The organism is Streptococcus sp. 2018037, assembly GCF_019754195.1.
In the GTDB taxonomy this organism is placed as follows: Bacteria; Bacillota; Bacilli; order Lactobacillales; family Streptococcaceae; genus Streptococcus; species Streptococcus hashimotonensis.
On record NZ_JAIJZQ010000001.1, the window covers coordinates 107462 to 119812 of the forward strand.

The 12351-nt window shown below is 41.9% G+C and carries 14 protein-coding genes; 10 read left to right on the top strand and 4 right to left on the bottom strand.

Annotated features, from left to right (window positions below; genetic code table 11):
- Positions 1-27 precede the first annotated feature (27 nt).
- The 10 genes from K5Q29_RS00555 to trpB all read left to right on the top strand — a co-directional run bounded on the left by K5Q29_RS00555 (position 28) and on the right by trpB (position 8293).
- Positions 28-246, top strand: a complete 219-nt coding sequence (locus tag K5Q29_RS00555) for a YqgQ family protein (protein ID WP_004194736.1) — start codon at positions 28-30, stop codon at positions 244-246.
- Positions 246-632, top strand: coding sequence for a rhodanese-like domain-containing protein (locus tag K5Q29_RS00560; RefSeq protein WP_004194735.1), 387 nt, complete (start codon positions 246-248; stop codon positions 630-632). The genes K5Q29_RS00555 and K5Q29_RS00560 overlap by 1 nt, the downstream gene beginning before the upstream one ends.
- A gap of 56 nt (positions 633-688) precedes the next feature.
- Positions 689-1411 (top strand): serine protease, encoded by a 723-nt coding sequence (locus tag K5Q29_RS00565; RefSeq protein ID WP_105139619.1) that lies wholly within the window; start codon positions 689-691, stop codon positions 1409-1411.
- A 307-nt stretch (positions 1412-1718) separates the two neighbouring features.
- Positions 1719-2258: a 16S rRNA (guanine(966)-N(2))-methyltransferase RsmD gene (gene rsmD / locus K5Q29_RS00570; protein ID WP_014638485.1), complete on the top strand. Its 540-nt coding sequence runs from the start codon at positions 1719-1721 to the stop codon at positions 2256-2258.
- Complete coding sequence (gene coaD / locus K5Q29_RS00575) at positions 2248-2736, top strand: pantetheine-phosphate adenylyltransferase (protein WP_105139620.1); 489 nt, start codon at positions 2248-2250, stop codon at positions 2734-2736. The genes rsmD and coaD overlap by 11 nt, the downstream gene beginning before the upstream one ends.
- Complete coding sequence (locus K5Q29_RS00580) at positions 2723-3772, top strand: SepM family pheromone-processing serine protease (RefSeq protein ID WP_105139621.1); 1050 nt, start codon at positions 2723-2725, stop codon at positions 3770-3772. Before coaD ends, K5Q29_RS00580 begins: the two co-directional genes overlap by 14 nt.
- A gap of 186 nt (positions 3773-3958) precedes the next feature.
- Complete coding sequence (locus K5Q29_RS00585; RefSeq protein ID WP_105105999.1) at positions 3959-4600, top strand: YutD-like domain-containing protein; 642 nt, start codon at positions 3959-3961, stop codon at positions 4598-4600.
- Positions 4601-4608: 8 nt separating this feature from the next.
- The gene (gene rlmN / locus K5Q29_RS00590; protein WP_221876856.1) at positions 4609-5721 is read left to right on the top strand and encodes a 23S rRNA (adenine(2503)-C(2))-methyltransferase RlmN; all 1113 of its coding nucleotides are present in this window, start codon (positions 4609-4611) and stop codon (positions 5719-5721) included.
- Positions 5718-6245, top strand: a complete 528-nt coding sequence (locus K5Q29_RS00595; RefSeq protein ID WP_002942846.1) for a VanZ family protein — start codon at positions 5718-5720, stop codon at positions 6243-6245. The genes rlmN and K5Q29_RS00595 overlap by 4 nt, the downstream gene beginning before the upstream one ends.
- 872 nt (positions 6246-7117) lie before the next feature.
- Positions 7118-8293, top strand: a complete 1176-nt coding sequence (gene trpB / locus K5Q29_RS00600) for a tryptophan synthase subunit beta (RefSeq protein WP_105212503.1) — start codon at positions 7118-7120, stop codon at positions 8291-8293.
- A 42-nt stretch (positions 8294-8335) separates the two neighbouring features.
- Here trpB and nadE read toward each other — a convergent pair whose 3' ends face one another.
- From nadE to K5Q29_RS00620, 4 genes are all read right to left on the bottom strand, one after another.
- Positions 8336-9160 (bottom strand): ammonia-dependent NAD(+) synthetase, encoded by an 825-nt coding sequence (gene nadE / locus K5Q29_RS00605; protein ID WP_044681117.1) that lies wholly within the window; start codon positions 9158-9160, stop codon positions 8336-8338.
- Positions 9161-9172: 12 nt separating this feature from the next.
- On the bottom strand, positions 9173-10633 hold the full coding sequence (locus K5Q29_RS00610) for a nicotinate phosphoribosyltransferase (RefSeq protein ID WP_044684097.1): 1461 nt from the start codon (positions 10631-10633) through the stop codon (positions 9173-9175).
- A 107-nt stretch (positions 10634-10740) separates the two neighbouring features.
- The gene (locus K5Q29_RS00615; protein ID WP_105212504.1) at positions 10741-11385 is read right to left on the bottom strand and encodes an A24 family peptidase; all 645 of its coding nucleotides are present in this window, start codon (positions 11383-11385) and stop codon (positions 10741-10743) included.
- Positions 11386-11437: 52 nt separating this feature from the next.
- Positions 11438-12256 carry a cation diffusion facilitator family transporter gene (locus K5Q29_RS00620; RefSeq protein WP_105212505.1) on the bottom strand — a complete coding sequence of 273 codons (819 nt, stop codon included), beginning with the start codon at positions 12254-12256 and terminating at the stop codon, positions 11438-11440.
- Positions 12257-12351: the final 95 nt, after the last annotated feature.

Sequence of the window (12351 nt, forward strand, 5' to 3'; positions counted from 1 at the left end):
CACCTAAAATTCTGCTACAATTTTTTTATGAAAAGACTTTATGATGTGCAACAATTACTCAAACGGTTTGGTATAATTGTCTATATGGGCAACCGTCTCTACGATATTGAAATGATGCAGATAGAATTAAATAGAATCTATCAGGCAGGTGTCTTAGATCGGTTGGAATATATGGAAGCAGAGCTTGTTTTGAGGCGTGAACATCGTTTGGAATTAGAGTATCAGAAATCAAGGGAGAATGAGTGATGGAAACATTTTGGGTGTTTTTAGTATTTTTGGCAGTATTGGGAGCCTGGATGGGTTTTAATTACTGGAGATTGCGCCGTGCGGCGACGGTGATTGATAATGCAGAATTTGCAGAAAAGATACACGGAGGTCAGTTGATTGACCTGCGAGACCCGAGTGAGTTTAATCGTAAGCATATCTTAGGTGCGAGAAATATTCCTTACCAGCAATTACGCCAGTCTACAGCTGCTTTGCGTAAGGACAGACCTGTCTTAATCTATGAGAATGATCGTGGTCAGTTGGTAACGCCTGCAGCCCTTCATCTGAAGAAACAGGGCTTTAACGAAATCTATATTTTAAGCTATGGTCTAAATGGATGGAATGGTAAGGTAAAAACGACTAAGTAACATTGTCAGTAGGCTAGAGTATTTTCTTATGCAATAAGACGGATAAGGGCAAAAATATGGAAAAGAAATTTGAAAAGTTGTCATTGGCAGAAATTAGCATTATTTCTTTTATGGGACTTATTTTATTGATTAGCTTAGGCGCTAGTTGGTATAAAAATGCTCAAAGCGAAACAAGTGATACAAAGACAGTACAGCAAGTGCCCAATCAGAAAAAAACGGTTGATACAGTATTTCAGGATGCTGAGAATGCTGTCATTGTATTGGAAGGAACACATACTGAAGAGAAACTTGCAGAGGCACAATCTGCAGTAAACAAGGTTACGGATGCGACTAAAAAAGCAGCATTACAGAAACGGATTGACCAAGTAAAAGAGCTAGTGGGACAGCAGACAGATGCTCAAACACAGGCTAAGCTAAAAGCGGAGTTGGTCAGGGCGGAAGCAGCCCAAAAAGTAGCTGATGAGAAAAAAGTATCTGAAACAGGGAACGGTCAGTCAACGGACCTTGCTGAAGCTAGTGAGGCCTCACAAGAATCTTATGTAGTACCTAATCAAAATATATATGGAAACCAAAATGTGAGTTCAACAAGCCAGTATACAGGCAGCGTGGCGTCAACTAGTACAAGTACTTCAGTCCCTCCGATTAGTGAAGGAGCACCTGTGGTAGAAACTCCAACAGTTTCTGAAACACCGGAGGAAACGACAGATTCAACAACTAGCCTGGTTGAGTCAGTGGAAACAGTTCCAACAGCTGACGAGAGTTCACCAGATAATCCGTAGGCTTTTTAGCTACTGGTTCTTTATGGCGTATTACATACTGGAAAAAATAGCTATTTGTATTTCAACACTAATTTTTTTCTTGTAACGATCTAGTTTAAATACATACGATAAGAGTGAGGAATTTCGCGTAAAACAGAATTTCCTTGCTTTTTATTTTTATCATTTTATTGAATAGCGCGTGAATGATTTCCTGCTATAGCGGTTGAGAGCGTATTTGGCAGAAGATTGAAAAAGTTGGTGCAAAAAGGAAGGCAGGAAGTGCACTTGGTTTCAGCAACGAGCTTCATTTTTTGCTATAATATACCTTATGAGAATTGTATCGGGAAGCTATGGTGGAAGACCACTGAAAACGTTAGATGGAAAAACAACCAGACCGACATCGGATAAGGTCCGTGGAGCCATGTTCAATATGATTGGTCCCTATTTTGAGGGTGGTAGAGTTCTTGACTTGTACGCCGGCAGTGGTGGTTTATCTATCGAGGCTATATCTCGTGGCATGGAGTCAGCAGTTCTGGTTGAGCGAGATCGACGAGCACAAGCCATTATCCGTGAAAATATTGCAATGACTAAGGAAGCAGATAAATTTCAGCTTCTAGCAATGGAAGCTAGACAGGCTTTGAACAGTGTGGAAGGTCCTTTCGACCTGGTATTCTTGGACCCTCCTTATGCAGAGCAGGAAATTGAAGATGTGATAACAGAACTCTGTCGCCGTGACTTACTAGCAGATGATGTTATGGTAGTCTGCGAAACGGATAAGGCGGTCTCTCTTCCGGAAGAAATAGCAGAGCTGGGGATATGGAAAGAGAAACTCTACGGAATTAGTAAGGTAACAGTATATGTCAGATAAGATTGGATTATTTACGGGCTCATTTGACCCCATTACCAATGGACACTTGGACTTAATTGAACGAGCGAGTGGACTATTTGATAAATTATATGTGGGAGTTTTTACCAATCCTAAAAAGGCAGGACTCTTGACGGGTTTGGAGAGAAAAGCCATTTTGGAGAAGCTTTTTGTAGGAATGGAGAATATCGAGGTCGTTCTGTCTGAAAATGAATTGGTAGTCGATGTAGCTAAGCGCTATGGAGTAACACATTTGGTCCGAGGATTGCGTAATGCGACCGATTTGGAATACGAGTCAAGTTTTGATTTTTACAATCGTCAGTTGGCACCAGATTTGGAAACTATTTATTTAATCGCCAAGCTAGAGCTTAAGTTCGTATCATCCAGCCAGGTTCGAGAATTGCTGTATTTCAAACAGGACATAGGCCCTTATGTTCCAGAAATTGTTAGTGAGGAGATTAGAAAGAATGAAGAAAAATAGGAAGTTAACCTTAATTGCATCTATTGTTTTAGGAACTCTTTTGATTTGGTTTGCCGTTTTTGTTCGTCTGCCTTATTATCTGGAAAGTCCAGGTGGAGCTGCCGATATTCGTCAGGTACTAACGGTGAACAATCAAATAGACCAAGAGGGTGGCTCTTACAACTTCACCTATGTATCAGTCCAACAAGCTACAGCTTTACAACTATTCGCTGCTCAGTTTGATCCTTATACGACAGTTCGTTCCTCTGAAGAGATGACAGGAGGGGCCGACAACGAAGAGTATTTCCGTATAGCACGGTTTTACATGGAGACTTCGCAAAATATGGCGAAGTATCAAGGATTGACCTTGGCAGGAAAAGAAGTCAATCTTGATTTCTTTGGTGTCTATGTGCTTGCCTTGACGGATGATTCAACCTTTAAAAAAGTCCTTAATATTGCAGATACCGTTGTGAGTGTTAATGGAAAAACATTTGAGTCTTCTCCTGATTTGATTAAATATGTGAGTGGCTTGGAGGTTGGAAGTGATGTAACAGTTGGTTATATTAGCGCTGGTCAGGAGAAATCTGCGGACGGTAAGATTATCAAATTGTCTAATGGCAAAAACGGAATAGGCATCACTCTCGTAGACCATACAGAGGTTCAAAGTTCGGTTCCGATTGATTTCCAAACGGGAGATATTGGTGGTCCAAGTGCTGGTCTGATGTTTACACTTGCCATCTATACTCAACTTGCAGAGCCTGACTTACGTGGTGGTCGGATTATTGCTGGTACGGGGACTATCGAGCAGGATGGAAAAGTAGGTGACATTGGTGGTGCTGATAAGAAGGTTATTTCGGCAGCTAAGTCAGGTGCAAGTATCTTTTTTGTACCAAACAATCCAGTTGATGTAGAAGTTTTGAAGAAAAACCCAAAGGCTAAAACGAACTATGAAGAAGCTAAGGAAGCCGCGGAGAAAGCAGGATTAGATATTGAGGTAGTTCCTGTGAAAACTGTTCAAGAGGCTATTGATTATTTGAAAAAAACAAAGGGCGAGTAAATCGTCCTTTTTGTTAGAGAATAACATTATAATTGTCAGAAATTTCTCCTAAATGGTAAAGTAGAAGAATTTCCAGATAAATCGTGTTATAATGATAAGGTTAAGTGTGAGAATTTAGATTCTGACCAGATAGATTATTAATCAAATGATTTTTACGTATGAAGATTTTATAAGATAGGAGGACAAATGAAAAAAGAAATTTCACCTGAAATGTATAACTATAATAAATACCCTGGTCCGAGTTTTGCTCGTGTCGGAGATAAGGTTGTATCTGAAAATATTGAATTGGATCTTTTGGAAGATTACAAGAATGCTTTTGACCAGACGATTTTTGGTCAACGTTTTTCACAACTCATGCTCAAATTTGATTATATTGTGGGAGATTGGGGCAATGAGCAGCTGAGATTAAGGGGATTCTATACAGACGATAAAAATGTTAAATCAGACTTAAAAATCAGCCGCTTGGACGACTATTTGACGGAGTATTGTAATTTTGGTTGTGCTTATTTCGTCTTAGCCAATCCGAATCCACAAGACTTGCCTGCTGAGGAGGAGGATAGACCGCGTCGCAAGCGGAGTCGTTCTCGCAATCGCAACAGAAATCAGCAGCGGACGGAGCCTATTGCACCAAAAGAAAACAAAAATAATCGCAATGACCGTCAGAAAAAAGGGAAGCAGCAGAACAAACAGTCGGAACAGCGTCATTTTACTGTGAAGAATGCTGGTGTTAAGGCGAGTCAAACGGAGCGTTCTCAAAAACGTGAGCGTAAGCAGAGCAAGCGTGAGATGAATGAAGTGAAGCGTAACTTTGTTATCCGCCAGAAATAGGGAGAAATATGAAACCATCAATTTATGCATTTAGTCAAGCCAATCTGGTTGATTGGATTTTAGAAAACGGAGAGAAGAAGTTCCGTGCCACTCAAATTTGGGAATGGCTTTACCGTTCTCGTGTCCAATCCTTTGCGGAAATGACCAACTTGCCAAAATCTTTGATTGAAAAGTTGGAAGAACATTTTGTAGTTAATCCGCTCAAACAACGGATTGTACAGGAGTCTAAGGACGGTACTATCAAATACCTCTTTGAACTGCCAGATGGCATGTTGATTGAGACAGTTCTCATGCACCAGCACTATGGTCTTTCTGTCTGTGTAACGACACAAGTTGGCTGTAATATCGGCTGTACATTCTGTGCATCTGGATTGATTCCTAAGCAACGTGACTTGACTAGCGGTGAGATTGTGGCTCAGATTATGTTGGTACAAAAGTACTTGGATGAGCGCAATCAGAATGAGCGTGTTAGCCATATCGTTGTGATGGGGATTGGTGAGCCGCTTGATAACTACGATAATGTTATGACCTTCTTGCGAGTGGTTAATGACGACAAGGGCTTGGCAATTGGTGCCCGTCACATCACTGTTTCGACATCAGGTTTAGCACCAAAAATTCGTGAGTTTGCACGTGAAGGTGTCCAAGTTAACTTGGCAGTATCTCTACATGCGCCAAATAATGACCTTCGTTCGAGCATTATGCGGATTAACCGCAAATTCCCTATAGAAGTTCTTTTTGAAGCAATCGAAGACTATATCAAAGTGACCAACCGCCGTGTGACTTTTGAGTATATTATGCTCAATGAGGTCAACGATGGAGTGGAACAGGCACAGGAATTGGCTGACTTGACCAAGAACATCCGTAAATTGTCTTATATCAACCTGATTCCTTATAACCCAGTTAGCGAACATGATCAGTACAGTCGTTCAACCAAGGAACGTACTCTTGCTTTCTTTGATGTTTTGAAGAAAAATGGTGTTAACTGTGTCGTTCGTCAGGAACATGATACAGATATTGATGCTGCCTGTGGTCAATTGCGCTCCAATACGCTCAAGAAAGACCGTGAAAAAGCACGTGCTCGTATTGCAGCCGCAAAAGCAAAGGCAGGTATTCGAGCATGAGAAAATTCTTCCAAGCAGATGGAAACTTGACCAAGCTAGGAAGACAGATTTGTAAGACCTTAGCTGGAGCCTATGCTCTGGCTATTGTTTTACTTTGTTTTCTACCTCAGACTTGGTACCCACAGTATAAGGATTTCTCGACCCCAGGAATTATTCAAATCGGCCGTCTCTATCTTTTACCAACGCCTTTCAACAGCATCGTCAACGGGGATAAGGTAGATAGTTTGGCGGACCTAGGATGGATTTTCTTGCAAAACATCACTAATATTTTTCTACTTTTCCCTCTGATTTTTCTTCTTTTATTTCTTAGGGAAGAATGGCGGAGCCTTCGAGCGGTGATTCGTTATAGTTTTTGTATCAGTCTTTTTATTGAATGCACACAATTGCTACTGGATTTGCTGATTGATGCCCAACGCGTCTTTGAAATCGATGATTTATGGACCAATACAATGGGGGGAATACTAGCCTATTTTACCTATTCATTGATAAAGAGAGGGATAATCCTTTCCAAACAGGAGTCTTAGAACCTATCGTCACAGGTTCAGAATGTCCATCTAAGGCTATTGTTTAAGTTACATATCGTTATTTTTTTGAAATACAGTCAGTATTCCCTTTAAAATGATCTTGATTAGCTAATGTTATCTTTGATATAAGCGCTTCGCTCGTGAGTACAGTTTTTTTAGAAAGTCACTTAAGCAGAGTGGCTTTTTGTTAGTTTTTAATGGATTCAGGCAATGGAAACTGAATTTTCAAATTGTTTAGAAAATTTCTAAAAATTACTTGACCATTCCGATTTTGTAACGTATAATTACAAGTAATCAGAAAAAGTAATAAACACTTTGTCTTTAGAGAGTCTATGGTTGGTGTGAATAGATGATAGAGGTTTATGAAATGGGCTGATGCCAAACAAGCATTCGTATCCATTTTATGGATTGTCTGGTTTAGTAAAGCGAGTTTGGTTCGATGAATTCGAAACAATGAGAATTCGGTCCGCACCCCTTATCGTGCGCCTCCTTGTTAGAGGAGAAAAAGTTATGGACTTTTCTAGTCGAGTCCATAAGTGAGGTGGCACCGTGTCCATTGACGCCCTCGCAGGATGTGTTTTCCTGCGTGGGCTTTTTCATTGTCTGTGTAGATTGCTTTTATATTTTGTCGCGATTGGCTTGCCTACTTCAAACAGTCCAGTGGACTGTTTGAGGTCAATGCTTGAAAATGAGGAAGCATTGAGTTGTATTTTCGTCTCTGTTCCTTATCTAAAAGCAATCTACTTTGACAATGATAGAAATTACGAGGTAATCAAGATGAAACGATGGCGTAGCAATTAAGGATAAGTAAAGAAGGATTAAACTCTTGACCTTATTGGTCTCTTGTAGCGAATGTTGAAAGAGGGAATTATATGACAGAAAAAGGTTATTTCGGACAGTTTGGTGGTAGTTTTGTACCGGAGCAAATTCAGGTTTTGTTGGATCAGTTGGAGGAAACGTTTGAACAGTACCGCAATGATCCAGAATTTTTGGCGGAATACCAAGCTTATCTGAAAGATTATGCTGGTCGTGAAACGCCATTGTATTTTGCGGAATCATTGACCAAGGAGCTTGGTGGAGCGAAAATCTATCTCAAACGGGAAGATTTGAATCACTTAGGTTCTCATAAGTTAAACAATGTGCTGGGGCAAATTCTATTGGCAAAAAGAATGGGGAAAACTCGAGTGATTGCAGAAACTGGTGCTGGTCAACATGGGGTTGCGACGGCTGCTGTAGCTGCCCGCTTTGGTTTGGGCTGTGATGTCTATATGGGAGCTGAAGATGTCAAACGCCAACGCCTCAATGTTTTTCGAATGGAGATGATGGGGGCGCGTGTTCATGCTGTCACAGATAGAACGCAAACCTTGAAAGAGGCAGTTGATGCGGCATTCGGTGCTTGGATGGCAGATTTAGATGCCTTCTATGTTTTGGGATCAGCAGTCGGTCCTCATCCTTATCCGACGATTGTCCATGAGTTTCAAAAGATTATTAGTCTAGAATCTCGCCGTCAGATTTTAGAAAAAGAAGGTCGTTTGCCAGACTACGTTATTGCCTGTGTGGGTGGCGGTTCCAATGCCATCGGTGCATTTTCTCAATATTTACCAGATGAGTCAGTCAAGCTTATCGGTGTAGAAGCTGCTGGTAAAGGTGTTGATACAGAACTACATGCGGCGACTATGACTAAGGGAACAGTTGGTGTGGTTGATGGTATGAAGACGATCTCCCTCTTTGATGAAAATGGTGGAGTTGCACCTGTTTATTCCATTTCAGCAGGCTTGGACTATCCAGGCGTTGGACCAGAACATGCCCACTATAAGGAAACTGGTCGTGTTAATTACGTCGCGGCAACAGATGATGAGGCTGTTAATGCTCTTCTGACCTTAAGTCGCACAGAAGGAATTCTTCCAGCCATTGAATCGTCTCATGCGATTGCAGAAGCTATTCGATTAGCACCACAACTAGATAAAGATAAAATCATTATTATCAATGTTTCCGGTCGAGGAGACAAGGATGTCGCAGCGATTGCGGATTATTTGGAGAGTAGATAAAAGAAATCCCCTGACGGTTGTGCCTATCGTCAGGGGATAATTTTATTTCCAAAAGTCATCAAAAATCGTGATTGGCAGATGGCGTTTGTGGGCTGTTTTGTTCCACCATCCTTCGATAATGGTTTGGGCTTGAGGGTCGATGGTTTTGCCTTCGAGATAGTCGTCGATTTGGTTATAGGTAACACCGAGTGCGACTTCGTCAGCAAGACCTGGCTTGTCTTCTTCCAAGTCCGCAGTAGGAACTTTGAGGTAGAGTTTTTCATCTGCCCCCAGTTCAGCTAGAAGCTGTTTTCCTTGGCGTTTATTGAGGCGGAAGAGGGGGAGAATGTCTGCGCCGCCGTCGCCGTGCTTGGTAAAGAAACCAGTGATATTTTCAGCGGCATGGTCGGTTCCAATGACAGCCCCCTTGCGTTCCCCAGCGATAGCGTATTGGGCAATCATGCGCATGCGGGCTTTAGCATTTCCCTTATTAAAATCAGACATAGTAAGCCCATTTGCATTGACTGCAGCCACCATGGCATCTGTTGATTCCTTGATGTTGATGGTTAAGCTGACATCTGGTTGAATAAAGGCTAGGGCTGCTTGGGCGTCAGACTCGTCAGCTTGCACACCGTAAGGGAGTCGGATAGCGATAAATTGATAAGAATCGTCACCTGTTTCCGTCCGCATTTCTTCCATGGTCAGCTGGGCCAAACGACCAGCCAAGGTCGAATCTTGTCCACCAGAAATCCCCAAGACATAGGTTTTCAAAAATGGGTGTTTTTTTAGGTAGTCTTTGAGAAAGTCGATGGAGCGACGGATTTCTTCTTTGGGGTCAATGCTTGGCTTGACCCCTAATTCTTTGATGATTGTTTCCTGTAGGGTCATAACATACCTTTCTTAGATGGATTTGGTCTGAGTTTGTTTGCGAATACGATTGATGAGGTTCATCTTATTATCCCAAACATCTTGTGCCAAGTCGACTGGATAGAGCTGTGGGTTGAGCACACGTTTGTATTCATCCCAGAGCTTATCAAATTCTTGATTGGCATAGGTTTGAATTTCCGCTAGGCTTGGAAGTTCGTAGACCTGTTTTCCTTTTTCGAAAATAGGAACTAGGAGTGGACGTGCATCAAAGTTCTCGATGGTTTTATTGATGTAGGTGTAAGTTGGATGGAACATATAGATACTATCCATCTGTGTGACGTCAGTGTCCGCAAAGGTGATGTAGTCCCCTTCTGATTTTCCTTTTTCTTTGGAGGTGATGCGCCAAACCTGTTTCTTGCCAGGAGTGGAGACTTTTTCCGCATTAGAAGACAGCTTGATGGTGTCACGCATATTTCCATCTTCATCTTCGATGGATACAATCTTGTAGACAGCGCCCAAGGCAGGTTGGTCGTAGGCGGTGATGAGTTTGGTACCAACTCCCCAGACATCAATTTTTGCCTTTTGCATTTTGAGGTTGAGGATGGTATTTTCATCCAGGTCATTAGATGCGTAAATCTTCGCATCTGTAAAACCTGCATCATCTAATTGCTGACGAACTTTCTTGGAAATATAGGCCATATCGCCTGAATCGATCCGAACCCCTTTGAAGTTAATCTTATCTCCCATTTCCTTGGCAACCTTGATGGCTGCTGGAACACCAATACGAAGCGTATCATAGGTATCAACGAGGAAGACACAGTCATGATGGGTTTCAGCGTAGGCTTTGAAAGCCTTGTAATCATCTCCGTATGTTTGAACCAAGGCGTGGGCATGGGTACCAGCGACAGGGATACCGAAGATTTTGCCAGCTCGAACATTGGAAGTCGCAGATGCTCCACCAATAAAGGCTGCCCGTGTACCCCAGATAGCAGCATCCATTTCTTGGGCACGGCGAGTGCCAAATTCCATCAAGGGCTCATCTTCAATGACGGCCTTGATACGGCGAGCTTTTGTAGCAATCAGGGTTTGGTAGTTGACGATGTTTAAGAGGGCAGTTTCGATTAGTTGGCATTGTGCCAATGGTCCTTCGATTTGAAGAATGGGTTCGTTAGCGTAGACCAGGTCGCCCTCCTTAGCCGAACGGACAGTGAGAGTCATTTCCAATTGGGACAAGTAATCAAGGAAAGTCTGCGGATAACCCAGTTCTGTCAGATAGTCAATGTCTGTCTGGCTAAAGCTGAGATTGTTGAGGTAGTTTACAACGCGTTCCAAACCGGCAAATACAGCGTAGCCATTTTTAAAAGGTTGTGAACGGAAATAGACTTCGAATACAGCGTGTTTATTGTGGATGTTTTGGTCAAAATAGACCTGCATCATGTTGATTTGATAAAGGTCGGTATGCAGGGTTAAACTGTCATCCTTAAATAGTGTCATAACGTTTCTCCTTTTGCCTTCCGATCAAGAAGGCACTCCAATTATTTTGATGGAGTTGAACTCTAATATGCCTTCTATTATAACAAAAAAATCGAGAAAAACTCGATTTAGATGCACAGAATGATAGGAATACTTGAAAGAAAAAGGAGTGGTACGTAGGGAATAGACTTGGGTTTGAAAATAGTGAAGACAAGAAGCCCTAGGAGGGAACTAATCTGGATAATCCAGAGGAGTTCTGTAAATCCACATATTAAGGCCAAACTTGCCAGATAGAGAAAGTCACCAGAACCAATATTGAATTGCCATTTTTCAGTTAGATAGGCCAAGAGTAAAAATCCACAGAAGAGCCAGTTGAGCTGGGAGAGTACCAGAGCTGTAAAAGTAAAAACGAGCCAGACAGCAAAGGGATATTCCTGATGCTTGATGTCATAAATGGTCAAAACTAGTCCTGCCAAGATGAGAATGGTTTCGGTTAGGTTTAGGACTTGAAAATGGCAGAGCAGGACAACTAGACCAGCTAAGACTTCTAGTCCCAGATACCAATAAGGGATCTTGGTCTTGCAGTAACGGCATTTGGATTTTGTCGAAAGCTGGGACAGGATGGGTATTAGGTCCCAGGTCTTGAGCCGTCGCTTGCAGGCATTACAGTGACTAGAGGGGGAGATAATGGACTGTTCAGGGAAACGGTCGATGACCAATCCCAAGAAGGAGCCGATTGAAGCTCCAAGGAAAAATAGGATAATTGTCTTCATACCTATTTATTCGTAAATGGGTGGAGGAAAATGAGATATTTTTTTAAATTTTTTACAAAATTTCGATGGTACTCTGGATAATGCCAAAGGAATTGAGAGAATTCCGTATTTTTGCTTTGGTCTTGTCTGCTAAAGCAGGATTTGTCAGTTTGACCGTCACAGTCGCACAATGTTCATATCCATCCATGGTCCAGACATTTAGCTTAGAAATTTCTTCTACATTTTCCAATGTTAAGAGAGCCTTATTTATTTCTTCCAAGTTCACACCCTCTGGACTGGTTTCAAGTAAAATCTTAACATTGTTCCAAGCTTTTGGCAGGGCTTTGGAGAGGATGAAGATAGCAATGCAGAGTGAGAGAAGTGGGTCTAGAAAGTACCAATCAGTAAATTGAAGAATGATGGAAACAAGGATGACCGCCAGCCATCCCAAAATATCCTCTAAAAAGTGCAAGCTGAGAATGGATTCAGTATGGCTATAGCCATTTTTTACAATACGAGAAGCAAGGAAATTGATGATGACAGCGATAATCCCAAGTACCAGCATCCCATCTTGATTGACAGGCTGGGGATGGAAGAGATTGGGGATGTTTTCCACAAGGATCAAGCTGGAGCCGATAATCAGAATGCTAGAAGTCAAGAGAGCGGCCAAAATATTCCATCTCTTGTAGCCAAAGGGATAAACCCTATCAGCAGGCTTGTTGGCATAGGTTTGCATGATGGCAGAGCTTCCGATGGCGAGGGCGTCACCCAAATCATGAACAGCGTCTGCTAAGATAGCGCTGGAATCAAAGAGCCAGCCAAAGATAAACTCGATGATAGAAAAGCTAAGATTGAGAAGAAAAGCGATAAATGTATTTTTAGAAGATGACATGAGATTCCCTTTCTGTGTTATACTGTTTATAGGTTTATTATGCACTGTAATGAGCTGAAAAACTAGAAACAAGAGAAACGGTTTGTCTTTTTCTG